The sequence below is a fragment of the Variovorax sp. Root318D1 genome, from assembly GCF_001424835.1.
In the GTDB taxonomy this organism is placed as follows: Bacteria; Pseudomonadota; Gammaproteobacteria; order Burkholderiales; family Burkholderiaceae_C; genus Variovorax.
The window spans coordinates 72052-96761 of the sequence record NZ_LMCQ01000003.1 but is presented as its reverse complement, the minus strand read 5'-3'; the positions used below and the strand labels follow the sequence as shown (position 1 = coordinate 96761).

General features: G+C 64.1%; 25 protein-coding genes. 2 read left to right on the top strand and 23 right to left on the bottom strand.

Features of this window, described 5'->3' with window-relative positions; translation table 11 throughout:
* Positions 1–151: 151 nt before the first annotated feature.
* On the bottom strand, positions 152–820 hold the full coding sequence (locus ASC78_RS04090; RefSeq protein ID WP_055796767.1) for an RlmE family RNA methyltransferase: 669 nt from the start codon (positions 818–820) through the stop codon (positions 152–154).
* A gap of 90 nt (positions 821–910) precedes the next feature.
* Between ASC78_RS04090 and ASC78_RS04085 the strand changes: the two genes are divergently transcribed.
* Together ASC78_RS04085 and ASC78_RS04080 are read left to right on the top strand one after the other, a co-directional pair.
* The gene (locus tag ASC78_RS04085) at positions 911–1390 is read left to right on the top strand and encodes a YhbY family RNA-binding protein (RefSeq protein ID WP_055796764.1); all 480 of its coding nucleotides are present in this window, start codon (positions 911–913) and stop codon (positions 1388–1390) included.
* Between the two features lie 26 nt (positions 1391–1416).
* Positions 1417–2136 carry a hypothetical protein gene (locus ASC78_RS04080; protein WP_055796761.1) on the top strand — a complete coding sequence of 240 codons (720 nt, stop codon included), beginning with the start codon at positions 1417–1419 and terminating at the stop codon, positions 2134–2136.
* A gap of 46 nt (positions 2137–2182) precedes the next feature.
* Here ASC78_RS04080 and ASC78_RS04075 read toward each other — a convergent pair whose 3' ends face one another.
* The 22 genes from ASC78_RS04075 to rpsB form a co-directional block, all read right to left on the bottom strand.
* Positions 2183–2608 (bottom strand): DUF4149 domain-containing protein, encoded by a 426-nt coding sequence (locus ASC78_RS04075; protein WP_055796758.1) that lies wholly within the window; start codon positions 2606–2608, stop codon positions 2183–2185.
* A 13-nt stretch (positions 2609–2621) separates the two neighbouring features.
* Positions 2622–3098: a transcription elongation factor GreA gene (greA, locus tag ASC78_RS04070; protein WP_055796756.1), complete on the bottom strand. Its 477-nt coding sequence runs from the start codon at positions 3096–3098 to the stop codon at positions 2622–2624.
* 63 nt (positions 3099–3161) lie between these two features.
* Positions 3162–4031: a Kdo hydroxylase family protein gene (locus ASC78_RS04065; RefSeq protein ID WP_055796754.1), complete on the bottom strand. Its 870-nt coding sequence runs from the start codon at positions 4029–4031 to the stop codon at positions 3162–3164.
* Between the two features lie 5 nt (positions 4032–4036).
* Positions 4037–7285 (bottom strand): carbamoyl-phosphate synthase large subunit, encoded by a 3249-nt coding sequence (gene carB / locus ASC78_RS04060; RefSeq protein ID WP_055796752.1) that lies wholly within the window; start codon positions 7283–7285, stop codon positions 4037–4039.
* Between the two features lies 1 nt (position 7286).
* On the bottom strand, positions 7287–7826 hold the full coding sequence (locus ASC78_RS04055) for an ORF6N domain-containing protein (protein WP_235504981.1): 540 nt from the start codon (positions 7824–7826) through the stop codon (positions 7287–7289).
* Positions 7827–7836: 10 nt separating this feature from the next.
* Positions 7837–9006, bottom strand: a complete 1170-nt coding sequence (carA, locus tag ASC78_RS04050) for a glutamine-hydrolyzing carbamoyl-phosphate synthase small subunit (protein ID WP_055796746.1) — start codon at positions 9004–9006, stop codon at positions 7837–7839.
* 198 nt (positions 9007–9204) lie between these two features.
* Entirely contained in the window at positions 9205–9999 is a 795-nt protein-coding gene (locus tag ASC78_RS04045; protein ID WP_055796743.1) for a TrmH family RNA methyltransferase, read from the bottom strand.
* Between the two features lie 8 nt (positions 10000–10007).
* Entirely contained in the window at positions 10008–10727 is a 720-nt protein-coding gene (gene rnhB, locus ASC78_RS04040) for a ribonuclease HII (RefSeq protein ID WP_055796740.1), read from the bottom strand.
* Positions 10699–11847: a lipid-A-disaccharide synthase gene (lpxB, locus tag ASC78_RS04035; RefSeq protein ID WP_082517420.1), complete on the bottom strand. Its 1149-nt coding sequence runs from the start codon at positions 11845–11847 to the stop codon at positions 10699–10701. Before lpxB ends, rnhB begins: the two co-directional genes overlap by 29 nt.
* A gap of 13 nt (positions 11848–11860) precedes the next feature.
* Positions 11861–12649: an acyl-ACP--UDP-N-acetylglucosamine O-acyltransferase gene (gene lpxA / locus ASC78_RS04030; protein ID WP_055796737.1), complete on the bottom strand. Its 789-nt coding sequence runs from the start codon at positions 12647–12649 to the stop codon at positions 11861–11863.
* Between the two features lie 23 nt (positions 12650–12672).
* The gene (gene fabZ, locus ASC78_RS04025; RefSeq protein WP_055797294.1) at positions 12673–13122 is read right to left on the bottom strand and encodes a 3-hydroxyacyl-ACP dehydratase FabZ; all 450 of its coding nucleotides are present in this window, start codon (positions 13120–13122) and stop codon (positions 12673–12675) included.
* A 23-nt stretch (positions 13123–13145) separates the two neighbouring features.
* Positions 13146–14123 (bottom strand): UDP-3-O-(3-hydroxymyristoyl)glucosamine N-acyltransferase, encoded by a 978-nt coding sequence (gene lpxD / locus ASC78_RS04020; protein ID WP_055796734.1) that lies wholly within the window; start codon positions 14121–14123, stop codon positions 13146–13148.
* Positions 14124–14139: 16 nt separating this feature from the next.
* A complete protein-coding gene (locus ASC78_RS04015; protein ID WP_055796731.1) occupies positions 14140–14685 on the bottom strand; it encodes an OmpH family outer membrane protein in 546 nt (181 codons plus the stop codon).
* Entirely contained in the window at positions 14686–17121 is a 2436-nt protein-coding gene (gene bamA, locus ASC78_RS04010) for an outer membrane protein assembly factor BamA (protein ID WP_055796727.1), read from the bottom strand.
* Positions 17122–17159: 38 nt separating this feature from the next.
* Complete coding sequence (rseP, locus tag ASC78_RS04005) at positions 17160–18530, bottom strand: RIP metalloprotease RseP (RefSeq protein WP_055796724.1); 1371 nt, start codon at positions 18528–18530, stop codon at positions 17160–17162.
* 25 nt (positions 18531–18555) lie between these two features.
* The gene (gene ispC, locus ASC78_RS04000; RefSeq protein WP_055796722.1) at positions 18556–19743 is read right to left on the bottom strand and encodes a 1-deoxy-D-xylulose-5-phosphate reductoisomerase; all 1188 of its coding nucleotides are present in this window, start codon (positions 19741–19743) and stop codon (positions 18556–18558) included.
* A complete protein-coding gene (locus ASC78_RS03995; RefSeq protein WP_055796718.1) occupies positions 19740–20585 on the bottom strand; it encodes a phosphatidate cytidylyltransferase in 846 nt (281 codons plus the stop codon). Before ASC78_RS03995 ends, ispC begins: the two co-directional genes overlap by 4 nt.
* Before the next feature lie 29 nt (positions 20586–20614).
* Complete coding sequence (gene uppS / locus ASC78_RS03990; RefSeq protein WP_055797292.1) at positions 20615–21358, bottom strand: polyprenyl diphosphate synthase; 744 nt, start codon at positions 21356–21358, stop codon at positions 20615–20617.
* An 8-nt stretch (positions 21359–21366) separates the two neighbouring features.
* Entirely contained in the window at positions 21367–21936 is a 570-nt protein-coding gene (frr, locus tag ASC78_RS03985) for a ribosome recycling factor (protein WP_055796714.1), read from the bottom strand.
* A gap of 11 nt (positions 21937–21947) precedes the next feature.
* A complete protein-coding gene (gene pyrH, locus ASC78_RS03980) occupies positions 21948–22670 on the bottom strand; it encodes a UMP kinase (RefSeq protein ID WP_055796713.1) in 723 nt (240 codons plus the stop codon).
* Positions 22671–22772: 102 nt separating this feature from the next.
* Complete coding sequence (tsf, locus tag ASC78_RS03975; RefSeq protein WP_055796709.1) at positions 22773–23696, bottom strand: translation elongation factor Ts; 924 nt, start codon at positions 23694–23696, stop codon at positions 22773–22775.
* A gap of 81 nt (positions 23697–23777) precedes the next feature.
* Positions 23778–24533: a 30S ribosomal protein S2 gene (rpsB, locus tag ASC78_RS03970; protein WP_055796706.1), complete on the bottom strand. Its 756-nt coding sequence runs from the start codon at positions 24531–24533 to the stop codon at positions 23778–23780.
* Positions 24534–24710: the final 177 nt, after the last annotated feature.

Sequence of the window (24710 nt, the reverse complement as noted above, 5' to 3'; positions counted from 1 at the left end):
AAGATTGTGAAAGAACGCGCTATGGATACGCAATTGCGCCCCATTTTAGGCTTTTCAAGCTACGAAAAGCGGGCATTTCCCTAAAGCAGCCATAGCTTGATAAGGGTTTGCGCCTGGTTGGCGCCCTGCCAGGGCCTCCGGCATCAAGGTATCAAGGCGTTTCCTGGGCTTTCAGACCCATGCCAACGAGAAAGGTTTCCGACGATTTGTCGCGCGAAGCCTTGGGTTTGAAAGGCTTGACCGTGCGGAAATTCGCCTTGAACAGCTTCACCAGCTCGTCATAGCCACTGCCATGGAAAAGCTTGGCGACCAGCGCCCCTTCCGGCTTCAGATGGTGCTGGGCGAAATCGATTGCAAGCTCGATCAGGTGGGCTACGCGTGCGGCGTCTGCCGAATGGATGCCCGACAGGTTGGGCGCCATGTCGGACACCACCAGGTCGGCCTTGCGGCCCGCCAGCACGCCCAGCACCTGTTGCAGCAGCTCCGCCTCGCGGAAGTCGCCCTGCAGGAAGGTCACGCCCTCGATCGGTTCCATCGGCAGCATGTCGAGCGCGATGATGGTGCCGTTCAGTTCGCCGGCCGCGGCGCCGCCAGGCGACATGCGCCGCCGCAGGTACTGGCTCCAGGCACCGGGCGTGGAGCCCAGGTCGACCACCAGCTGGCCCGGTTTGACCAGGCCCAGTGATTCATCGATTTCCTTCAGTTTGTAGGCCGCCCGTGCGCGGTACCCCTCCCGCGTGGCCAGCTTGACGTACGGATCGTTGATGTGGTCGTGCAGCCACGCTTTGTTGACTTTTTTGCTTTTCGCCTTGGTGCTCATGGGGAGCCTCTCGTGCTTCGCGCTGCGGTATTCGCCTTGGAAGCGGCCGGGCGGTTCGAGAGGATGCTTTCTACCCTCGATAATACGGGGATGCCCGCCATTCAACTTACCCCTGCCGAGCGCAAGGTGCACCGCGCCGAAGCTCACCACCTGGATCCGATCGTCATGGTCGGTGGAGACGGGCTGACCCCTGCCGTTAAAAAAGAAGCCGACGCGGCGCTCAAGGCCCATGGCCTCATCAAGGTGCGAGTCTTTTCCGACGACCGCCTGGCCCGTGACGCCATGCTGCGCGAACTGGCCGAGGAGCTCGACGCAGCGCCCATCCAGCACATCGGCAAGCTGCTGGTGCTGTGGCGTCCGAAACCTGAAAAAGAGCGCGTGGTCGACGAAGACCGCATGCCCGGCCCGCGCGACATCAAGGTACTGAAGTACAGCAAGCGCGGCGGCCAGCGCCCCGAAATCAAGACCCTGCGCGTGCTCGGCAACCAGCGCCTCACCCCCGGCGGCACCATCAAGCGCGCCAAGGCGAAGCGACCGCTCTCGGCCAAGAAGCGCAACCAGTCGGATTGAGCTGGGTGACACGCCACATTCTCTGCATGAAGTGGGGCACCAAATACGGCCCCGAATACGTCAACCGCCTCTACGCGATGGTGCGCCGCAATCTCAGCGGCGACTTCAAGTTCGTGTGCCTGACGGACGACGGCACCGGCGTCCGCCCCGAAGTGACGTGCCTGCCGATTCCGCCGCTGAACCTGCAGCTGGCGCCCGGCCAGCGCGACGGCGCGTGGAAGAAGCTCACGACCTTCGAAAAGGACCTGCATGGCCTGCGCGGCACCGCCCTCTTCCTGGACGTGGACGTGGTGGTCGTGGGCAGCCTCGATGCCTTCTTCGAGCAGCCCGGCGAATTCCTGATCATTCACGACTATGCGCGCCCCTGGCGCCGCGAGCGGATCACGGGAAATTCATCGGTGTATCGCTTCGAACTGGGCGCCCATGCCGACGTGCTGGCGTATTTTCGCGACAACATGGACAAGGTGCAGGCCGAATACCGCAACGAGCAGGCCTACCTGTCCGACATGCTGCACAAGCAGGGCAAGCTCTCCTACTGGCCCACGGCCTGGTGCCCAAGCTTCAAGTACCACGGCATACCCATGTGGCCGACCAACTACTGGGAAGAGCCCTTCGTGCCCGAGGGCGCACGCATCATGGTGTTCCATGGCGAATGCAACCCGCCCGATGCGCTGGCGGGCCGTCGCAACCGGACTTTTCGCTTTATCCGACCTGCGAGCTGGGTCGCGAAGTTCTGGAAAGAATGAACTGAGGGGTTGGCGGGCGGGACACAGCCTGTCCTGCCGCCCCGCTTCAGCCTGCCGTGGGCGCCCTGACAGCGCCCATGCGCCACAGCAACACACCGGCGCAGAGCCACTGAACCAGGTACATACCGCTTCCCACGGCGTGCCACAGCTTGAGGTTGTCGCGCGCCAGAATGCGGGGCGCCACGGCATATTGCTGGAGCAGCGCCAGCAGCAGTGCGGCCAATATCAGAAAGATCGCGCCCATCGAGGCGCTGTCGATGCGCTCGTCCATCTTCGTCCTGAAATGAACCAGGAGCAGCAGGCCGCAGCCGATGGCGATCCAGCTCTGCGCCTCGAACAGCTGGCCGGCAAAATTGCCCGCGACAGCGGGATTGCCAAGCTTCGAGAACAGCATTGGCACCACGACGAAACCGATCGTCGTGAGACTGCCCCACCAGAAGGCGGCCAGCAGCAGCGCGAGGCGGTCTTTCATGCGGCGCGGCAGGTCAGAGGTAGCGGACCGCGACGATCTCGTACCGCTTGAGGCCGCCCGGGGCCTGCACTTCCGCAACGTCGCCCTCTTCCTTGCCGATGAGCGCACGCGCGATCGGGCTGGAGATGTTGATGAGGCCCAGCTTCAGGTCGGCTTCGTCCTCCCCGACGATCTGGTATTTGACGGCGTCGCCAGATTCTTCTTCCTCGAGCTCGACCGTGGAGCCGAACACCACCTTGCCGCCGGCGTCGAGCTCGGTCGGGTCGATGATCTGCGCGGCCGAGAGCTTGCCCTCGACTTCCTGGATGCGGCCTTCGATGAAGCCCTGGCGATCCTTGGCGACTTCGTACTCGGCGTTCTCGCTCAGGTCGCCCTGCGCTCGGGCCTCGGAAATCGCATTGATGACCCAGGGACGGTCCACGGTCTTGAGCTGATGCAATTCAGCGCGCAGCTTCTCGGCTCCGCGCTTGGTAATTGGAATGGTCGCCATGTTTGGTTCTCCATAAAGCGAAACCGCCGAACGCTGCCGTTCGGCGGTCGATGAGGGAAAGGATCAGACGAGGGTACGTCCGGTCAGCCGGCTCAGGATGGCGAGCGGGCTCGAATCTGGATTGTATTGCTTCGCTGCGGGCAGATGAAGGGTCTGCTCGAGCATGTACTGCCCCGCCATCACGGCGTGCGAGGTTTGGTCGGAAAAGCACACCCACACCGAACCTGGCGGGAACTCCGCCTTCTCCTGCGGCGATTTTTCCTGGTAGGCCATGTCCGACTTCATTCCGTCGTGCAGCTGCAGCATCAGGTGGTCGTACTCGCTGCGGAACGACTTGGTCACGTGCAGCGCCTGCAGCAGCTTCGCTTGCCAGCGCACATAGGGCTTGGCGCGCGGCAGGAAACGCCTGGCGATGTCCTCGAAGGGCTCGCCCACGCGCCACACCCGCGGCGCGCCATCGGGATTCACGTTGGTGAACACGCGAAGGATTCGCTCGCCGTAGTTGGGCCGCGAAGGAAACGCATCAACATGCAGGCGGCGGTCGTCGGCACGCCACGACTGCACGCGTGTTTCGACCTGCGCGGGCCGGTAGCTGGTCGGCGCCAGTCGCAAGGCCGGCGTGTAGTGCGGCAGCAGGCCGTGGATGAGTTGCTGTGCCTGCGCGCGAAAGCGCCCTACCATCGCCTCAGCAGCGCGCTGCACCTGCTCGTCGCCCGCCACTCCCTTGATGTGGCCGTTGGCATCGAGGCTGATGTTGCGCACGTCGGGAGACAGCAGGCTGGGCGTCAGCAGGCTGCGCTCTTCCGGCAGCAGTTCGAAGCCCAGTCGCGGAAAGTACAGCACCTTGCCAGCCTCGAGCGCCGCGATCCACGCCTCGTTGGGCGTGGCCGCGTTCCAGTCGGCCAGATCCAGTTCGACCAGCTGGGTTTCCATGACGCTCAGGCGGCAGCCAGTTGCGCGTGCATCTCCTGCACCGAGATCACGCCGAGCTCGTCCATGAAGCCCATGCCCTCGACCGCGGCTTCGGCGCCGAAGATCGTAGTGAACGTGGTCACGCGCGCCAGCAGCGCCGAGGTGCGGATCTGCCGCGAATCGGTGATTGCGTTGCGGCGTTCTTCCACCGTGTTGATGACCAGCGCAATCTCGTTGTTCTTGATCATGTCCACGATGTGCGGGCGGCCTTCGGTCACCTTGTTCACCGTCGCGCATTCGATGCCCGCGGCGCTGATGGCGGCTGCCGTGCCCTTGGTCGCGATCACTTCAAAGCCCAGCTTGACCAGCCCGCGCGCCACTTCGACCGCGCGTGCCTTGTCGTTGTTCTTCACCGAGATGAAGACCTTGCCCGACTTCGGCAGGTGCGTACCCGCACCGAGCTGCGACTTCACGAAGGCTTCGCCGAAGGTCTTGCCCACGCCCATCACTTCGCCGGTCGACTTCATCTCGGGGCCGAGGATGGTGTCCACGCCCGGGAACTTGACGAACGGGAACACGGCTTCCTTCACGCTGAAGTAAGGCGGCGTGACTTCCTTCGTCACACCCTGCGACGCGAGCGACTGGCCGGCCATGCAGCGTGCAGCCACCTTGGCGAGCTGGATGCCCGTGGCCTTGCTCACGTAAGGCACGGTGCGGGAAGCTCGCGGGTTCACTTCGAGCACGTAGATGACGTCCTTGCCGTCCTTCTGCTGGATGGCGAACTGCACATTCATCAGGCCGACCACGTTGAGCGCCTTCGCCATCGCGGCGCTCTGGCGCTTCAGCTCGGCGATGGTCTCGGCGCTCAGGCTGTAAGGCGGCAGCGAGCAGGCGGAGTCGCCCGAGTGCACGCCGGCTTGCTCGATGTGCTCCATCACGCCGCCGATCAGCGTGGCGCCTTCGCCGTCGCGGATGCAGTCGACGTCGCACTCGACGGCGTCGTTGAGGAAGCGGTCGAGCAGCACCGGCGAGTCGTTGCTCACCTTGACGGCTTCGCGCATGTAGCGCTCGAGGTCGCGCTGCTCGTGCACGATTTCCATCGCGCGGCCGCCGAGCACGTAGCTCGGGCGAACCACCAGCGGGTAGCCGAGAGCCGCAGCCTTTTCGAGCGCTTCGGGCTCGGTGCGGGCGGTGGCATTCGGCGGCTGGCGCAGGCCCAGCTCATGCAGCAGCTTCTGGAAGCGCTCGCGGTCTTCGGCCGCGTCGATCATGTCGGGCGAGGTGCCGATGATCGGCACGCCGTTGGCTTCGAGGTCGAGCGCGAGCTTGAGCGGCGTCTGGCCGCCGTACTGCACGATCACGCCAAGCGGCTTTTCCTTGTCGACGATCTCGAGCACGTCTTCGAGCGTGAGCGGCTCGAAGTACAGTCGGTCGGAGGTGTCGTAGTCGGTCGACACGGTCTCGGGGTTGCAGTTGACCATGATGGTCTCGTAGCCGTCCTCGCGCATGGCGAGCGCGGCATGCACGCAGCAGTAGTCGAACTCGATGCCCTGGCCGATGCGGTTAGGACCGCCGCCGAGCACCATGATCTTCTTCTTGTCGGTCGGGTCGGCTTCGCACTCGTCCTCGTAGGTCGAGTACATGTAGGCCGTGTTGGTCGCGAACTCGGCCGCGCAGGTGTCCACGCGCTTGTAGACCGGACGCACGCCGAGGGCACGGCGCTTCTCGCGAATCGCGGTATCGGTGGTCTTCAACTGGCGCGCCAAACGGCGGTCGGAGAAGCCCTTCTTCTTGAGCGCGAGCAGCGTGTCCTTGTCGATGTCGTCGAGCGACTTGGTTTCGAGCTCGAGTTCGATCTTCACGATCTCTTCGATCTGCACCAGGAACCACGGATCGATCTTGGTCAGCGCGAACACTTCGTCCACGCTCAGGCCCATGGCGAAGGCATCGCCCACGTACCAGATGCGCTCGGGACCGGGCTCGCCCAGTTCCTTTTCGAGCACTTCGCGGTCTTGCGTCTTCTCGTTGAGGCCATCCACGCCCACTTCAAGGCCGCGCAGCGCCTTCTGGAACGACTCCTGGAAGGTGCGGCCCATGGCCATCACCTCGCCCACCGACTTCATCTGCGTGGTGAGGCGCGAATCGGCCTGCGGGAATTTCTCGAATGCGAAACGCGGAATCTTGGTGACCACGTAGTCGATCGAGGGCTCGAACGACGCGGGTGTGGCACCGCCCGTGATCTCGTTGCGCAGCTCGTCGAGCGTGTAGCCCACAGCCAGCTTGGCCGCGACCTTGGCGATCGGGAAGCCCGTGGCCTTGGAGGCCAGCGCCGACGAACGCGATACGCGCGGATTCATCTCGATGACGACCATGCGGCCGTCCTTAGGGTTGATGGAGAACTGCACGTTCGAGCCACCGGTGTCCACGCCGATCTCGCGCAGCACGGCCAGCGAGGCGTTGCGGAGAATCTGGTATTCCTTGTCGGACAGCGTCTGCGCGGGGGCCACGGTGATCGAGTCGCCGGTGTGCACGCCCATCGGGTCGAGGTTTTCGATCGAGCAGACGATGATGCAGTTGTCGGCCTTGTCGCGCACGACTTCCATCTCGTACTCTTTCCAGCCGAGCAGCGACTCTTCGATCAGCAGCTCGTTGGTGGGCGAGGCTTCGATGCCGCGCTTGCAGATGGTCTCGAACTCTTCCGGGTTGTAGGCGATGCCGCCGCCGGTGCCGCCGAGCGTGAAGCTGGGGCGGATCACGGTGGGAAAGCCGACCGACTTCTGCACCGCCCAAGCCTCTTCCATCGAGTGGGCGATGCCGGAGCGCGCCGAGCCGAGGCCGATCTTGGTCATCGCGTCCTTGAACTTCAGGCGGTCTTCGGCCTTGTCGATGGCTTCGGGCGTGGCGCCGATGAGTTCGACTGGCTTGTTGGTGGCGGCGCCCGTGTACTTGTCGAGCACGCCGTTGCGCCAGAGGTCGAGCGCGCAGTTGAGCGCGGTCTGTCCGCCCATGGTTGGCAAGATCGCGTCGGGGCGCTCCTTGGCGATGATCTTCTCGACCGTTTGCCAGGTGATCGGCTCGATGTAGGTGACGTCGGCCGTGGCCGGGTCGGTCATGATCGTCGCGGGATTGCTGTTGATCAGGATGACCTTGTAGCCTTCTTCGCGCAAAGCCTTGCAAGCCTGCACGCCGGAGTAGTCGAACTCGCAGGCCTGGCCGATGATGATCGGGCCGGCGCCGATGATGAGAATGGATTTGAGGTCTGAGCGCTTGGGCATCTTATTTGTCCTTGGTGAAACCGATGCCGCGGCCGCTGTAGGCGCCCGGCTTCGGCTCATCCATCAGTTGATGGATCGCGTTGAATACATCGCGAAAGTTCTGGTCGTATCGCTGTTCCAGCGCGTTCAGCTTGCGCTTGAGATCGGCGTGCTCCGACAGCATGCTGCGCAGCTTGACGAAGGTACGCATGATCTCGATGTTGACGGCCACGGCGCGTTCGCTGCGCAGCACGCTCGACAACATGGCAACGCCCTGTTCGGTGAACGCCACGCTTCGGTAGCGCGCGCCGCCCGAGCCCGGCTTCTCGGGTTTTGAGATCACAAGTTGTGATTTCAAATTCTCGAGATCCTGGTCCTCCAGGATGAAGGCGAAATCAGCCGGAAAACGATCAAGGTTGCGGCGCATGGCCTGCAACAACACCCGGGTCTCGACGCCATAGAGCGCGGCAAGATCTTGCGCCAGCATGACCTTCAGGCCGCGCAGCACATAGATCTTGCCCTCGGCATCGCGCAAGGCGGCGATGACCGAGACGTCGAGCACCGCGGGCGCATCAGCCACGTGCCTGCTCCATGAGCGCGGTGAAGCGGTCGAACAGGTAGCCGATGTCGTGCGGGCCGGGCGAGGCTTCAGGGTGGCCCTGGAAGCAGAACGCCGGCTTGTCGGTGCGTGCGAGGCCTTGCAGCGTGTTGTCGAACAGGCTGATGTGGGTGGCGCGCAGATTGGCCGGCAGCGACTTCTCGTCGACCGCGAAACCGTGGTTCTGGCTCGTGATGCTCACGCGGCCGTTGTCCAGGTCTTTCACCGGATGGTTCGCGCCGTGGTGGCCGAACTTCATCTTGAAGGTCTTCGCACCCGAGGCCAGCGCCATGATCTGGTGTCCCAGGCAGATGCCGAAGGTGGGAATGCCGGTCTCGATGAGTTCCTTGACCGCGCTAATCGCGTAGTCGCAGGGCTCCGGGTCGCCCGGGCCGTTGGCCAGGAAGATGCCGTCGGGTTTGAGCTTGAGCACATCGGCGGCAGGCGTTTGGGCCGGCACCACGGTGATGCGGGCGCCGCGCTGCGCGATCATGCGCAGGATGTTCTTCTTGACGCCGTAGTCGAAAGCCACGACATGGAACTTGGGCGTGATCTGCACGCCGTAGCCCGCGCCCAGCTTCCACTCGGTTTCGGTCCACTCGTAGGTTTGCTTCACCGAAACGACCTTGGCCAGATCAAGCCCGGCCATGTTGGGCGCGCCCTTGGCGGCGGCAATGGCCTTGTCGATCAGCGCCTGCGTGACCGCCTCACCCGCGGCGAGGCCCAGGATGCAGCCGTTCTGCGCGCCATGGGTGCGCAGGTGGCGGGTCAGCTTGCGGGTGTCGATGTTGGCAATGGCCACCGTCTTGCCGGCCACGAGGTATTCGCTCAGCGTGGCCGTCTTGCGGAAATTGGACGCGACGAGCGGCAGGTCTTTGATGATCAGGCCAGCGGCATGGATCTTGTCGGCTTCGATGTCTTCCCCGTTGACGCCGTAGTTGCCGATGTGCGGATACGTGAGTGTCACGATCTGCTGGCAGTAACTCGGGTCGGTGAGGATTTCCTGGTAACCGGTCATGGAGGTGTTGAACACCACTTCACCGGTCGTGGAGCCGATGGCTCCGATCGAATTGCCTTGAAAGACCGTGCCGTCTGCGAGCGCCAGGATGGCGGGCGGGAAACTTCCCTTGAGAGACAAAAGCACTGGGTTCTCCGGATGGTTACGGTCGCCCGGAGCCCCAGGCGCGTTGCCTGCGGACTGCTGCTTAAGGGAAAGATGGCGTTGAAGGCGGCCGGGCGACGCTATTGCGAGTAAGCCCCCGATTGTAGCCCGGCGGCATCGCTCTCCCGCCGTGCGGGACCGTAAAACATACGCTGCTCATGCCTTTACGGCATCGGCAAATCAGGAAACGGCCTGCCCGAGCCCGGCCGCGCCGCTCGCGTGCAGGCAGATGGCCGCCGCGGCGGCCACGTTCAGCGACTCCTCGCCGCCCGGCTGCGCAATGCGGATGAGGTGCGTTGCCCGTGCTTCGAGTGCCGGCGAAACGCCCTGCCCCTCGTGGCCCATCAGCCAGGCGCACGGGCTTGGCAAGCGCGCCTGATGCAGCCATTCGCCCCGGTGAGAACTGGTGGCCACCAGCGGCACCTTCAGCTCGTCGAGCGCGTCCGCCTCGACGCCTTCGATCAGCCGGAGGCCAAAGTGCGCGCCCATGCCGGCGCGCAGCACCTTCGGCGCCCACAGCGCCGCCGTGCCCTTGAGCGCGATCACCTGTTTGAAACCGAAGGCCGCTGCGCTGCGCAAGATGGATCCGGCATTGCCGGCATCCTGCAGCCGGTCGAGCACGACGCTCGGCGCGTTGGGCAGCAGCGCGGGCCGGGAAGGCAGTTCAAGCACGAATCCCATGGGTGCCGGCGACTCCAGCCCGCTGGCAGCGCGCAGGAGTTCGTCGGAAACCACTACGGTTTTAGTAGCGGAATTCGCCCACTCGGCGGGAGCCAACGGCCAATATGTCTCCGAAAAAACGGCAATGGCGGGCTTGACTCCCCGCGCCAACGCTGCGCGGCAGAGATGGTCGCCTTCGAGCCACACGCGGCCGAGCTTGCGGTAGGCGCCCGGGTCCTGGGCCAGCTTGCGCAAGTCTTTGAGCAGCGGGTTGTCGCGCGAGCTGATGTGGCTCACGCCGTCAGGAGTGGTCATTTCGCGGCTCAGGGCTCGGCGCGCAGGTCGAGATGCACGGTTTCGACCGTTGCAATCAGCGCCGGCGTCGGCAGGGCGGCTTCGTCCAGCGCGGCGGCCTCACCCATCGTGCGCGCCAGCGCCGCGGCAACCGGACTGAACGACCGCCGGTGATGAACGCATGCCCCGTGGCGCAACAGCGCCTCCAGATGCTCCGGCGTGCCATAGCCCTTGTGGCCGGCAAATCCGTAAAGGGGGAACTCGACGTGCAGCTGCTGGCACAGGCGGTCGCGATGGACCTTGGCAAGAATCGATGCAGCGGAAATTGCCTTGATCCGGGCGTCTCCATTGACGATGGCTTCGGCCAGCACGTCGAGCGTCGGCAAGCGGTTGCCATCGACCAGCACCTTGGCCGGCTTCAAGCGCAGGCCCTCGACCGCGCGGCGCATTGCGATCATGGTGGCCTGCAGGATGTTGTGGGTGTCGATTTCTTCCACGCTGGCCTGCGCCACCGAGCAGCACAGGGCCTTGGCCAGGATCTGGTCGTTCAGGCGTTCGCGCTGCAGCGGCGTAAGCGTCTTGGAATCAGCAAGGCCCCGGATCGGGCGCTTGTCGTCAAGGATGACGGCTGCCGCGACCACAGGTCCGGCAAGCGGGCCGCGGCCCGCCTCGTCCACGCCCGCAACGAGGCCCGGAGCGTCCCACACGAGGGCAGCCTGCTCAGCCTTCAAGAACTTTCTGGATCGCATCGGCGCAAAGTGTCGGCGTATCGCGCTGCAGTTGCACGTGCAGCTCTGAAAATTTTTGTTGCAGCGCCCGCGTCTTTTCAGGTGCGTCAAGCCAGTCGAGCGTGGCTTGGGCCAGCGCTTGCGGCGTGGCCGAATCCTGCAACAGCTCGGGCACGACGAATTCACGGGACAGAATATTGGGCAAGCCCACCCAGGGCTGGAGTTGCTTGCGCTGCATGAGGCGCCACGACAGCGCGTTCATGTTGTAGGCAATGACCATCGGGCGCTTGAACAAGGCCGCCTCCAGCGTCGCGGTTCCGCTGGCGATCAGTGTGACGTCACAGGCCGCCAGCGCGGCGTGCGACTGGCCATCGAGCAGCATCACGCGGTCAGCGATGCCGCTGGCCTGCAGCAAGGCTTCCACCTCGACGCGCAGGCCCGGAAGGATGGGTGCGACAAACTGGAGCGCGGGCCGTGCCTTCAGCATTTGCGCGGCGGCGGCAAAGAACCGGGCTGCCAAATAGCGCACTTCCGACCGGCGGCTGCCGGGCAGCAAGGCGACGACTTCCGCATCCGGTGCCAAGCCCAATGCGGCACGGGCCGCGCCACGATCTGGCGCCATGGGAATCACGTTGGCCAACGGATGGCCGACGTAGCTGCCCTGCACGCCGTGCCCTGCAAGCAGCGCAGGCTCGAACGGAAAGATGCACAGCACATGGTCGGCCGCGGCACGGATCTTTTCGACGCGGTCCGGGCGCCATGCCCAGATCGAGGGACAGACGAAATGCACGGTCTTCATGCCGCGGGCCCGCAACCCCGCCTCGAGATCGAGGTTGAAATCGGGGGCATCGACACCGATGAAAAGCTCCGGCCATTCGCGCAGCAGCCGCGCCTTGAGCTGGCGTCGAATGCCTGCGATCTCGGCATAGTGGCGCAGCACCTCGATGTAGCCACGCACGGCCAGTTTTTCTTGCGGCCACCAGCTCTGCAGGCCATGCGCAAGCATGCGTGGCCCGCCGATGCCCACCGTCTGGAGCGAAGGCCAACGCGCCTGCAGGCCATCGAGAAGCAGGCCCGCGAGCAGGTCGCCGGACGCTTCGCCCGCGACCAGCGCGAACCGCCGCTGTTCGTCCTTGTCCATGCCGACAGCTACTTCAACGCGCGATGCCGCGCGTCGAATTGGCCAGGAAGCGCTCCATCAGCGCCACGTCCTCGGCTGCCTCGGGGGTATCGGCCGCCAGTGCGGCGATTCCGGCCCGAGCCTCTTCGAGTGTCTTGCCCTGCCGGTACAGCAGGCGGTGCATCTGTTTGACCGCGGCAAGGCGCGGCGCCGAAAAATCGCGGCGGCGCAGGCCGACCAGATTGAAGCCGCGCACCGCCAATGGATTGCCGTCGACCAGCATGAAGGGAGGCACATCCTGCGACACCGCACTGGCAAAGCCCACCATCGCGTGGGCGCCCACCGAGACGAACTGATGAATGCCGGTCAGTCCGCCGATGGTGACCCAATCGGCCAGGTGCACGTGGCCCGCCAGCGTGGTGTTGTTGGCCAGCGTGGTGTGGTCGTCGACACGGCAGTCGTGCGCGATGTGCGTGTACGCCATGATCCAGTTGTCGTTGCCCACCCGCGTGATGCCGCCGGCCCCCGGTACGCCGAGGTTGAAGGTGCAGAACTCGCGAATGACGTTGCGGTCGCCAATGACCAGCTCGGTCGGCTCGCCGGCGTATTTCTTGTCTTGCGGCACGGCGCCGATCGACGAAAACTGAAAGATCCGGTTGTCGCGGCCGATGGTGGTGCGACCCTCGATCACGCAATGCGCACCAATGGTCGTGCCGGCACCGATCCGCACGTGCGGACCGACGATGGTGTAGGGCCCCACCGAAACCGAGGCGTCCAGTTCTGCCTTCGGGTCGATGAGCGCTGTCGAATGAACCTGCGTCATGCCTTGTCGTAACCGCCGCAGGATCAGTTGATCTGGCGCATGGCGCACATCAGCGTGGCCTCGCAGGCAAGCTCGCTACCAACCAGGGCGCGGCCCTTGAACTTGGAGATGCCGGCCTTCATGCGCTCGATTTCAACCTCGAGCGTGAGCTGGTCGCCGGGCTCCACGGGGCGCTTGAAGCGCGCGCCGTCGATGGCAGCAAAGTAGTAGACCGTGTTGTCGTCGGGCACGATGTCCAGCGAATGGAACGACAGCAACGCCGCGGCCTGCGCCATCGCTTCGAGCATCAGCACGCCCGGCATGACCGGGCGATGGGGAAAGTGGCCGTTGAAGAACGGCTCGTTCATCGTCACGTTCTTGAGCGCCGTGATGCGCTTGCCCTTTTCCATGCCCAGCACGCGATCCACCAGCAGAAACGGATAGCGGTGGGGCAGCAGCTTGAGGATTTGATGGATATCGAGCGTCGTCGTCATGATTTTCTGTTCCTGCATCGTCTTCACTTTTTCTGGGGGGCCTTTTCCAGCGCCTTGAGTCGTTCGCGCAGGCTGTGCAACTGCTTGAGCGTTGCAGCATTTTTTTCCCAGCTCGCATTGTCGTCGATGGGGAACATGCCGGTGTACTGCCCGGCCTTGTGGATCGAGCGAGTGACCACCGTCGCGGCGGACACATGAACGCCGTCGGCAACCGTGAGATGGCCCAGCACGATGGCGCCGCCGCCGAACGTGCAATGCGCCCCGATGGTGGCGCTGCCCGCCACGCCAACGCAGCCGGCCATGGCCGTGTGCTTGCCGACTCGCACGTTGTGGCCGATCTGGATCAGGTTGTCGAGCTTGACCCCATCTTCGATGACGGTGTCGTCGAGCGCGCCGCGGTCGATGCAGGTGTTGGCGCCGATCTCGACGTCGTTGCCGATGCGCACCGCGCCCAGTTGCTCGATCTTGACCCACGTGCCCTGGTGCGGCGCCAGGCCGAAGCCGTCGGCGCCGATCACCACGCCGGGATGCAGCAGGCAGCGCTCGCCCACCACGCAGTCTTCGCTGATCGTCACGCGCGACTTCAGCACCGTGCCGGCGCCAATGCGTGCGCCCCGCTCCACCACGCACAAGGCGCCGATGCGCGCGGTGGCGTCCACGTGGGCTTCGGCATGGATCACCGCCGAGGGATGGATGCGGTCGGCCTCGGGACGCGCATGGTGCGCCTTCCACAACTGCGTGAGGCGCGCAAAGTAAAGGTAGGGATCAGGAGCGACGATGTACGCCCCGCGTGCCGCCGCGGCTTCGCGCATGGCGGGCGAGACGATCACGCAGGCGGCCTTGGAGGCCGCCAGTTCCTGCTGGTATTTGGGATGGCTCAGGAAGCTGAGCGCATCGGCCTGCGCATTCTGGAGCGGCGCAAGCCGCTCGATGGACAGCGCCGCGTCCCCGTGGAGCTCGCCCCCCAGGGCGCTGACAATGGCTCCGAGCTGCAGTGACACGCCGTCTTTTGCGGCGTTACTTGCCGCCCGTTGCCGAAGAAGGAGCCGAGGCGTTCAGCGCCTTGATCACCTTGTCCGTGATGTCGTGCTTCGGATTGATGTAGATCGCTTCCTGCAGGATCGCGTCGTACTTTTCAGCCTCGGCCACTTGCTTCACCACGCGGTTGGCACGCTCGTAGACCTGCTGGAGCTCTTCGTTCTTGCGCGCATTGAGATCTTCCTGGAACTCGCGGCGGCGCCGCTGGAAATCGCGGTCCTGGTCGACCAGCGCGCGCTGGCGCGAAGCACGCTGGGTTTCGGACAAGGTGGGCGCCTCGCGCTCGAATTTTTCAGAGGCCGTCTTCAGCGCCTCGCCCTGCGTCGTGAGATCTTTCTCGCGCTTGAGGAACTCGGCCTCGAGCTTGGCTTGCGCGGCCTTGGCCGGCTGGGCTTCACGCAGCACGCGGTCCGGATTCACGAATCCGATGCGAAAGGTTTCCTGCGCCTGGGCCGCGGGCACGGCGACCAGTGCAAAAACAGGAATCAACAACGCGCCAGCCGCAGCGCGAATCAAATGCTTCATTTAGAAAGACGTTCCAATCTGGAATTGCAAGCGCTGGATTCTATCCTTCGGGATCAAGACGAAGCCGGTATTCGGATCCAGCACTTCCTTTTGGGATTTGATGGGGAAGGCGTAGGCAAGGCGCAGCGGACCCAGCGGCGAGATCCAGCTGATTCCCAGGCCAACCGAGGCGCGCAGCTTCTTCTGGGCCTTGTACTGCTCGTCGGTGAGGCCTTCGGCGCGCGAGCCGAACACGTTGCCGACGTCGAAGAAGCCGTAAAGGCGCAGCGTGCGGTCATTGCCGGCGCCGGGGAACGGCGTGCTGAGCTCGGCATTGAAAACAGCCTTCTTGGTGCCGCCCAGCGCTGCGCCTTCGGTCTGGCCGATCAGCGGCACGTCGCGCGGACCGAGCGAGTTCTGCTCGAAGCCGCGGATCGAACCCAGGCCACCGGCGTAGAAGTTCTTGAAGATCGGGTAGACCTTGCCGCCCAGCGGCTTGGCGTAGCCCACGTCCGCGTTGATGGCGAAGGTGTATTGCTTGTTGATCGCGAAGAACTGCTGGTACTGGTAGTTCGTCTTGATGTACTGCATGTCGCCGCCGACACCAAGCTCCAGGTTGGCACGCTGCAGGCGTCCGGTGGTTGGAACCAGCGCGCTGTCGCGGTTGTCGCGGCCCCAGCCGACGGTGAGCGGCACGCCCCAGACGCTCTTCTGGTCGCACTCGGTCACGAACAAGCCGGTCGCATCCTTGGCGCACTGGAAGTAGCGCAGGTACGACGCTGGCGTGAAGAGCCCCGAGAACGAGGTCGAGGTGTTCGGATCGAACGCGTAGCGCTCGAGGCCGGCGCCGAAGAAGACCGTGTCGACTTCGCTGAACGGCACCCCAAAGCGGATCGAAGCGCCCTGGTTGACCAGCTTGTAGTCGCCGTCGATGTTGGTGGAGTACGGACGCGTGGTGGTGTGGTACACGCTGATCGTGCGCGAGATGCCGTCCTTGGTGAAGTACGGATCCGTGGTGGTCAGCGACAGCGTGCGGTTGTACTTGCTGGTGTTGACCTGCACGCCAAGGAAGTTGCCCGAACCGAAGACGTTCTCCTGCGAGATGCCGAAGGTAAGAGCCACCTTTTCAGCGCTGGAGTAGCCGGCACCGAGCTGAAGGCTGCCGGTGGGCTTTTCGTTCACGTTGACGACCAGGTCGACCTGGTCGGGCGAACCTGGGATCTCCTGGGTCTCGACATTCACTTCGGTGAAAAAGCCGAGGCGGTCCACGCGGTCGCGAGAGAGCTTGATCTTGTCGCCGTCATACCACGAGGCCTCGAACTGGCGGAACTCGCGCCGGATCACTTCGTCGCGCGTCTTGGCGTTGCCGCCCACGGCCACACGGCGCACGTAGACGCGGCGCGAAGGCTCGGCCTGCAGCGTCAACGTGACGCGGTTGTTCACGCGGTCGATTTCGGGGCGCGCCTGCACGCGGGCGAACGCGTAGCCGAAAGTGCCGAAGTAGTCGGTGAAGGCCTTGGTGGTTTCCGTGACCTGCTCGCCGTTATACGGCTCGCCCGGCTTGATAGTCACCAGTGACTTGAACTCCTCGTCGCGGCCAAGATAGTTGCCGTCGAGCTTGACGCCCGCCACCACGAACTTTTCGCCTTCGGTGATGTTGACGGTCACCGACATATCCTGGCGGTCCGGCGAAATGGCGACCTGGGTCGAATCGATGCGGAATTCGAGGTAGCCGCGCGTGATGTAGTACGAGCGAAGCGTCTCCAGGTCGGCGTTGAGCTTCGAACGCGAGTACTGGTTGGACTTGGTGTACCAGCTCATGAAGCCGCCGCTGTCCTGGTCGAACAGGCTCAGCAGGGTCGATTCGCTGAATGCCTTGTTGCCGACCACACGCACTTCGCGAATGCGGGCGGAGTCGCCCTCGGTCACGGTGAAAGTGAGGTTGACGCGGTTGCGCTCGATGGGCGTGACCGTGGTCACGACCTGTGCGTTGTAGAGATTGCGGCTCACGTACTGGCGCTTGAGCTCCTGCTCCGCCCGGTCGGCCAGCGCCTTGTCGTACGGCCGGCCATCGGCCAGGCCCACTTCGCGCAGCGCTTTCTGGAGCGCGGCCTTTTCGAATTCCTTGGTGCCGACGAAGTCGACGTCGGCAATGGTGGGCCGTTCTTCGACGATCACCACCAGCACGTTGCCGTTGACGTCGATGCGCACGTCCTTGAACAAACCCAGGTCGAACAGCGCGCGAATGGCAGCGGAGCCCCGTTCGTCGCTGTAGGTGTCGCCGACACGCAGCGGCAGCGATGCGAAGATCGTGCCGGGCTCGACCCGCTGCAAGCCCTCGACGCGAATGTCGCGCACCGTGAAAGGCTCGACGGCCCAAGCTGCCGTGGCCGCCAGCGCGCTGGCCACCACCGCGGCAACGCTACGCAGGCGAAAGCGACTGAAGTTTGTGTTCATCTGTGAATTGGGCCGGCGCGGAAAGGGCCAGCAGAAAGTTAACCAAAGAGCCGCGTGACGTCGTTGAAAAGTGCGACCGACATCATGACCAGCAGCAAGGCGACACCGCCACGCTGCAGCCGTTCCATCCAGGCGTCAGAGACGCTCTTGCCGGTCAGGCCCTCCCAAAGATAATACATCAGGTGTCCCCCATCGAGGACCGGCAGCGGCATGAGATTCAGCACGCCAAGGCTCACGCTGATCAGCGCAAGAAACACCAGGTACTGGGTCAAGCCGAGACTCGCGGACTTGCCCGCATAGTCGGCAATCGTGAGCGGCCCGCTCAAATTCTTGAGTGAAGCCTCGCCGATCACCATCTTGCCCATCATGCGAACGGTGAGCGCCGAGACCTCCCAGGTGCGCACGATGCCGAGCCAGACACCATCGATAGGGCCCTGTCGAACCATGACCATTTCGGGCGGCGCACCGACATACGCCCCAATGCGGCCGACCTTCACGGCGCCCTCTTCGCGCAGTTCAGGCTTGACTTCAAGCTGGACCGGCTGGCCGCCGCGCTGGACCTGCCAGGTCTGCGCACGCGGCTGGTCGCCGTCGATCGAGGTGCGGATCACCTCGCGCAATTGCTGCCCGTCGACGATGGCGGTGTTCCCCACGGCGCGAACCAGGTCGCCGCTGCGAAGGCCCGCGCGTTCCGCGGCGCTGCCAGCCATCACCTGGCCGATCTCGGGCAGGGTCAACGGCGCTATCACGCCGATCTTGCGGAACATCTGCGGGTCGGCATCCTTGGCTTCGATGCGGCTCAGCGGCAGCACGATCTGGCGCGCGGCCTTGCCGCCCTCTCCCGCGATTTCGAGCGTGAGATCGCGGCCGTCGAGCGCGCCGCGCGTCAGGCGCCAGCGCAGGTCCTCGAACGATTGCACCGGCTCCAGGCTGCCCTCGAAACCGGCACGCGTGACGTGCTCGCCACCGCGCAGGCCAGCGTCTTCCGCGATCGAGGCTGCGACCGGGCGCCCCAGCTTGGCGACGGGCTCGTCCACACCGATCCAGTTGACGGCCGTGTAAAGCACCACCGCGAGCAGCAAATTGGCAATGGGTCCCGCAGCAACAATCGCAGCACGCGAGCGCAGCGGCTGCGTGTTGAAGGCACGCTGGCGCTCTTCCGGGGCAACCGGCCCTTCGCGCTCGTCGAGCATCTTGACGTAGCCACCAAAAGGGAACGCGCCAATGACGAATTCGGTTTCCTGGCCCGGATGCTGCCGCTTGGGCTGCCAGCGGTAGAGGGTCTTGCCAAAGCCCACCGAGAACCGCAGGACCTTGACGCCGCAGGCTACCGCGACGCGGTAGTGGCCGTATTCGTGCACGGCAATGAGGACGCCGAGTGCAACCACGAAAGCGATGACGGTGAGCATCCGGTTCCTCTATCGACGGGAAGGGTCAGGCCGCGAAGCGCAGCGCCGCGGCATTGGCGGCCGCACGCGCACTGGCATCGAGCGCCAGCAGGTCGGCCAGCGATGCGGGCTTGGAGGGTGCAACAGCCTCCAAAGTTTCCATGTTGACCGCATGAATGCGGTCGAATCGCAGGCGCCGATCAAGAAAGGCCTCGACTGCGACTTCATTGGCAGCGTTGAGCACCGCCGTGGTACCGGGTGCCGCGCGCAATGCATGCCAGGCCAGGCCCAGGCCCGGAAACAGCGCCGCATCGGGGGCATCGAAGCTCAGGGCTGCCATCTGGCGGAAGTCCAGGCGCCCTGCTCCGCTTTCGATGCGCTCGGGCCATGCCAGGCCGACGGCGATGGGCACGCGCATGTCGGGAGTGCCTAGTTGGGCGATGACCGATGCATCGGTGAACTGCACCATCGAATGCACCACGCTCTGGGGATGGATGACCACCTCGATCTGCTCGGGCAGCACGCCGAACAGGTGGCGCGCCTCGATCACCTCGAGCGCCTTGTTCATCATGGTGGCGGAATCGACCGAAATTTTGCGGCCCATGACCCAGTTCGGATGGGCGCAGGCCTGCTCTGGCGTGACTGAACCAAGGGTTTCGGGTGCGCGCGTGCGAAACGGGCCGCCCGACGCGGTCAGGATGATCTTGTCGATGCGGCGCGCCCAGGTCGATGGATCTTCCGGCAGCGACTGGAAGATGGCCGAGTGCTCGCTGTCGATCGGCAGCAGCGTGGCGCCGCCCTCGCGCACGGTGCGCATGAACAGTTCGCCGCCGACCACCAGCGCCTCCTTGTTGGCCAGCAGCAGGCGCTTGCCGGCGCGGGCCGCGGCCAGGCATGGCCCAAGACCCGCGGCACCGACGATCGCAGCCATGACCGCATCGACCTCTTCGTGAGACGCTATTTTTTCAATAGCATCAGAGCCAATCAGGACTCGCGTCGGAAGATTGTTCTGCTTCAGCTTTTCTGCCAGCTGTGCTGCATGCACCGGGCTGGCCATGACCGCGAAGCGCGGCAAAAAACGCGCGCACTGCGCCAGCAGTTCGTCGACCTTGGTCGAAGCGGACAGCGCGAAGACCTCGAAACGGTCAGGGTGCCGCGAAATGACATCGAGCGTGCTGACCCCGACCGAACCGGTCGAACCCAGCACCGTGATGCGTTGTTTGGGTGTGTTCACAAGGAAGCCAGCATCATTGCAATGGGGAGTACCGGCAAGAGGGCATCCACGCGGTCGAGCACGCCGCCGTGGCCCGGCAGCAGCCGGCTGCTGTCCTTGGCGCCGGCGCTGCGCTTGATCAGCGATTCGACCAGGTCGCCGACGACGCTCATCGCCGCAAGGAACACCACGCCCACCAGCAGCAGCCACCAGCCGCGTTCATGCAGCCGGGTATAGAGGCTTGCCACCGTGGCGCCGGCGGCCTTGTCGGCCCAGACCCAGGCGAAGGCCAGAACCACCACGCCAGCCATGCCGCCCCACACCCCTTCCCAGCTCTTGCCGGGGCTGATGGCAGGCGCGAGCTTGCCGCGTGTGAACTTGAGGCCGAAGGCGCGGCCCGCAAAGTACGCGAAGACGTCGGCCACCCAGACCAGCACGAGAATCGAAAGCAGGAAGTTGATGCCGACCATGCGCGCCTGCACCGCCGCGAGCCACGCCACCCAGAGCGCCAGCAACCCGCCCACCAGGCGCAGGCCGCGCGGAATGCGAGGCCAGCCCGGAACCGACACCCTCAACAGCGCAGCCCCGCCAAGCACCCAGGCGGCGCTGGCCAGCAGCCACATGAGCATGAGCGGCTGCGCGAGCAGCCCGAGCCACCATGAAAGCGCGCACAGCACGACCGTTTCGAGCCCGAGGAACACCGACAGCCGCTGGCTGTATCCGTTGAGGCGGCCCCACTCCCAAGCTCCGGCGCCAATCAGTACCAGCATGACACAGGCAAAAGGAACGTGGGACGGATAGAAGAGCGCCGGCAGCAAGATCGCCAGCAGGACGATCGCCGTGAGGATGCGTTGTTTGAGCATGCGGCTGAGTTGTCGGGCCGTGAAGGCCCTCAGGCCATCTGGCGATCTGAAGTGGAATCGCTGCCGGCCGTGACCTGCGCGGAAGTCTTGCCGAACCGGCGCTCGCGAGCCTGGAACGCGGCAATTCCGGCGTCGAGTTCGGCTTCGTCGAACTCGGGCCAGAGCTTGTTGCTGAAGAAAAGCTCCGCGTAGGCGCTCTGCCAGAGCAGGAAGTTCGACAGCCGCTGCTCGCCGCCGGTGCGGATGAGCAGGTCAGGGTCGGGTACGTGCGCCAGGGCCATGGCGCGGTCGAGATTGGCTTCGGTGAGCGCTTCGCCGCGCTCCATCAGCGTTGCGGCGGCGCGTGCAATGTCCCAGCGGCCGCCGTAGTTGAAGCAGACGTTGAGGATCAGCTTGGTGTTCTGCGCGGTGGCTTCCTCGGCATCGACCAGGCCCTGCACCATTTTCTTGGAGAGTCCGGCCCGTTCGCCGACGAAGTGCAGCCGCACGCCGTCGCGACTCAGCTTGGGCACCTCGCGCGCGAGCGCACCGACCATGATTTCCATCAGGCCCGACACCTCTTCGGGCGGACGGTTCCAGTTTTCCGAGGAGAACGCGAAGACCGTGAGAATGCCCACGCCGCGATCGACGCAGGCCCTGACGCAGCGCCGCAGCGACTCGACGCCCTGCTTGTGCCCCGCCACACGAGGCAGGAACCGCCGCGTGGCCCAGCGTCCGTTGCCATCCATGACGATGGCAATGTGACGGGGAATCTGCGGCAAGGAGGAGGCCATGCGCAGCTTCAAACGGCCATGATCTCCGCTTCCTTGGCCGCGACCAGCCGGTCGATTTCCGCAATGTGGCGGTCGGTGACCTTCTGGATCTCGGCTTCGGCGCGTTTCTGGTCGTCCTCGGAAGCGAGCTTTTCCTTGACCAGTTTCTTGACAGCTTCGTTCGCATCGCGGCGCAGGTTGCGCGTGGCGATCTTGGCGGTTTCGCCTTCGTTGCGGACCAGCTTGGTCATTTCCTTGCGGCGCTCTTCGCTCATGGCGGGAAGCGGCACGCGGATCAGGTCGCCCATCGAGGCCGGGTTCAAGCCCAGGTCGCTTTCGCGAATGGCTTTCTCGATCTTGGCGCCCATGCCTTTTTCCCAGGGCTGGACGCTGATGGTGCGCGAGTCGAGCACCGACACGTTGGCCACCTGGCTCAGCGGGACTTGCGAGCCGTAGTAATCGACATGGATCGAGTCGAGCAGCGCGGAGTTGGCGCGGCCGGTACGGATCTTGGTGAGGTTGTTTTGGAACGCAGCGAGCGACTGGTTCATCTTCGCATCGGTCGTGCTGCGAACTTCTGCAATGGTAGGGGTCGTCATCTCAATACTCCTCAGGCATGCACCAGCGTGCCTTCGTCCTCGCCCATGACAACGCGCTTGAGCGCGCCGTTCTTGAAGATCGAGAACACCTTGATCGGCAACTTCTGGTCGCGGCACAGCGCAAAAGCCGTGGCGTCCATGATGCCGAGATTTTGCGCGATCGCCTCATCGAAGGTAAGCGTCGAATAGCGCGTTGCATTGGGGTTGGTCTTCGGGTCGGCGGAATACACGCCATCGACCTTGGTGGCCTTGAGCACCAGCTCTGCACCGATCTCGGCACCGCGCAGCGCGGCCGCCGTGTCGGTGGTGAAGAAGGGATTGCCAGTGCCCGCGGCAAACACCACGACCTTGCCCTCTTCGAGATACTGCAACGCTTTGGGCCGCACGTAAGGCTCGACCACCTGCTCGATGGCGATGGCCGACATGACGCGCGCCACCAGCCCCTGCTTGTTCATGGCGTCGGCCAGTGCCAACGAATTCATGACCGTGGCCAGCATGCCCATGTAGTCGGCCGTGGCGCGGTCCATGCCAACGGAGCCTCCCGCGACGCCGCGGAAGATGTTGCCGCCGCCGATCACGACCGCAAGCTCCACACCCATGTTCACCACCTCGGCGATCTCTTCGACCATGCGAACGATGGTGGCGCGATTAATACCAAAGGCATCGTCTCCCATTAATGCCTCGCCCGACAGCTTCAACAAGATTCGCTTGTGGGCTGGGCGGGGAGCAGACATGGGCAATTTCCTTACTTGGGGTTGGCGGGGCGAGTGTAGAACGAGGCGGTGAAAAAGCGGCGGCACACACAAGTGCACAGCCGCTTTGGGGCGTAACAGTTTTTACGCGGCGGCCTTGGCGGCAGCAACCTGGGCTGCAACTTCGGCTGCGAAGTCGTCGACCTTCTTTTCGATGCCTTCACCGACCACATACAGGGTGAAGCCCTTGATGCTGGTGTCGGCGGCCTTGAGCATCTGCTCGACGGTCTGCTTGTCGTTCTTCACGAACGGCTGGTTGTGCAGCGAGACTTCCTTGAGATACTTTTGCACGCCGCCTTCGATGCGCTTGGCAACGATGTCTGCAGGCTGCGGCTTCTTGCCTTCGGCTTCGGCCGTCTTGCGGTCTTCCTCGGCCTTGCCGGCGGCAACAGCACGCTCTTTTTCAATCAGGTCGGCGGGCACGTCGGCGGCCGAGATGGCAACCGGCTTCATGGCGGCGATGTGCATCGCAACGTCCTTGGCCGAAGTGTCGTCGCCTTCGAACTCGACCATCACGCCGATGCGCGTGCCATGCAGGTACGAAGCCAGCTTGCCGTTGCCGCCAAAGCGCTTGAAGCGGCGGAAGCTCATGTTCTCGCCGATCTTGCCGATGAGGCCCTTGCGCACGTCTTCGAGCGTGGGACCGAAGCCATCTTGCTCATAGGGCAGCGCGCCCAGCGCGGCGATGTCCGCGGGATTGTGCTTGGCGACCAGCATCGCGGCAGCGTTGGCCAGGGCCAGAAAGCTGTCGTTCTTGGTGACGAAGTCGGTTTCGCAGTTGATCTCGATCATGCCGCCGGCAGCGCCGTCGACGAAAGCCGTGACCACGCCTTCGGCGGTGATGCGGCCCGATGCCTTACCTGCCTTGTTGCCGAGCTTGATGCGCAGCAGCTCTTCGGCCTTTTCCATGTTGCCGTCGGCCTCGGTCAGGGCCTTCTTGCACTCCATCATCGGCGCGTCGGTCTTTGCGCGCAGTTCGCCGACCATGCTTGCGGTGATTGCAGCCATTGTTGTATCTCCGTAAATCCAAAAATCAGGTTAAAAAAAAGGGGCACCAAAGCCCCTTCTTCAGGCTCGCGAGAGCACCAATCAGGCCGAAGCGCCTTCTTCGACTTCGACGAATTCGTCGCTGCTGCCTTCGGCGATGGCCTTGACCACGTCACCACCAGCGCTGTTGCGGCCTTCGATGATCGCGTCGGCGATGCCGCGTGCGTACAGCGTGACGGCCTTCGACGAGTCGTCGTTGCCCGGAATGACGTAGTCGATGCCTTCGGGCGAGTGGTTGGAGTCAACCACGCCGATCAGCGGAATGCCGAGCTTCTTGGCTTCGGCCACGGCGATCTTGTGGAAGCCCACGTCGATCACGAAGATGGCGTCCGGCAAGGCGGCCATATCCTGGATGCCGCCGATGTCCTTCTCGAGCTTCGCGATTTCACGCGAGAACGTGAGCTGCTCTTTCTTGCTCAGGCTGTCGAGGCCGGCTTCCTGCTGGGCCTTCATGTCCTTCAGACGCTTGATCGAGGTCTTGACGGTCTTGAAGTTGGTCAGCATGCCGCCGAGCCAGCGGGTGTCGACGAAGGGCACGCCGGCACGGCGAGCTTCTGCCGCGACGATTTCACGGGCCTGGCGCTTCGTGCCGACCATCAGGATCGTGCCGCGGTTGGCCGTGAGCTGCTTGGCGTACTTCATCGCGTCCTGGAACATCGGGAGCGATTTTTCCAGGTTGATGATGTGAATCTTGTTGCGATGACCGAAGATGAACGGGGCCATCTTGGGGTTCCAGAAGCGGGTTTGGTGACCAAAGTGGACACCGGCTTCCAGCATTTCGCGCATGGTGGTAGACATTGAAATTACTCCAAAGGTTGGGTCTAAAATCCAGCCCGTTTTGCGCCTCCTTCGAATGGAGTCGCAACACCTTGATTGGGCCGGTTTGCGGATGTGTCAGGCTGTGTGTGGCGGTAGCCGTCACGCAGTCAGCGAAACCCAAAGAGTATAGCACGGCCCACCCTGTCTTTTCCCTTG

Bases quoted from the DNA above. Each gene is read 5' to 3' on its own strand.
- ASC78_RS04090 (WP_055796767.1), bottom strand. From the start codon at position 820: ATGAGCACCAAGGCGAAAAGCAAAAAAGTCAACAAAGCGTGGCTGCAC.
- ASC78_RS04085 (WP_055796764.1), top strand. From the start codon at position 911: ATGCCCGCCATTCAACTTACCCCTGCCGAGCGCAAGGTGCACCGCGCC.
- ASC78_RS04080 (WP_055796761.1), top strand. From the start codon at position 1,417: ATGAAGTGGGGCACCAAATACGGCCCCGAATACGTCAACCGCCTCTAC.
- ASC78_RS04075 (WP_055796758.1), bottom strand. From the start codon at position 2,608: ATGAAAGACCGCCTCGCGCTGCTGCTGGCCGCCTTCTGGTGGGGCAGT.
- greA (WP_055796756.1), bottom strand. From the start codon at position 3,098: ATGGCGACCATTCCAATTACCAAGCGCGGAGCCGAGAAGCTGCGCGCT.
- ASC78_RS04065 (WP_055796754.1), bottom strand. From the start codon at position 4,031: ATGGAAACCCAGCTGGTCGAACTGGATCTGGCCGACTGGAACGCGGCC.
- carB (WP_055796752.1), bottom strand. From the start codon at position 7,285: ATGCCCAAGCGCTCAGACCTCAAATCCATTCTCATCATCGGCGCCGGC.
- ASC78_RS04045 (WP_055796743.1), bottom strand. From the start codon at position 9,999: ATGACCACTCCTGACGGCGTGAGCCACATCAGCTCGCGCGACAACCCG.
- rnhB (WP_055796740.1), bottom strand. From the start codon at position 10,727: ATGCGATCCAGAAAGTTCTTGAAGGCTGAGCAGGCTGCCCTCGTGTGG.
- lpxB (WP_082517420.1), bottom strand. From the start codon at position 11,847: ATGGACAAGGACGAACAGCGGCGGTTCGCGCTGGTCGCGGGCGAAGCG.
- lpxA (WP_055796737.1), bottom strand. From the start codon at position 12,649: ATGACGCAGGTTCATTCGACAGCGCTCATCGACCCGAAGGCAGAACTG.
- fabZ (WP_055797294.1), bottom strand. From the start codon at position 13,122: ATGACGACGACGCTCGATATCCATCAAATCCTCAAGCTGCTGCCCCAC.
- ASC78_RS04015 (WP_055796731.1), bottom strand. From the start codon at position 14,685: ATGAAGCATTTGATTCGCGCTGCGGCTGGCGCGTTGTTGATTCCTGTT.
- bamA (WP_055796727.1), bottom strand. From the start codon at position 17,121: ATGAACACAAACTTCAGTCGCTTTCGCCTGCGTAGCGTTGCCGCGGTG.
- rseP (WP_055796724.1), bottom strand. From the start codon at position 18,530: ATGCTCACCGTCATCGCTTTCGTGGTTGCACTCGGCGTCCTCATTGCC.
- ASC78_RS03995 (WP_055796718.1), bottom strand. From the start codon at position 20,585: ATGCTCAAACAACGCATCCTCACGGCGATCGTCCTGCTGGCGATCTTG.
- uppS (WP_055797292.1), bottom strand. From the start codon at position 21,358: ATGGCCTCCTCCTTGCCGCAGATTCCCCGTCACATTGCCATCGTCATG.
- frr (WP_055796714.1), bottom strand. From the start codon at position 21,936: ATGACGACCCCTACCATTGCAGAAGTTCGCAGCACGACCGATGCGAAG.
- pyrH (WP_055796713.1), bottom strand. From the start codon at position 22,670: ATGTCTGCTCCCCGCCCAGCCCACAAGCGAATCTTGTTGAAGCTGTCG.
- tsf (WP_055796709.1), bottom strand. From the start codon at position 23,696: ATGGCTGCAATCACCGCAAGCATGGTCGGCGAACTGCGCGCAAAGACC.
- rpsB (WP_055796706.1), bottom strand. From the start codon at position 24,533: ATGTCTACCACCATGCGCGAAATGCTGGAAGCCGGTGTCCACTTTGGT.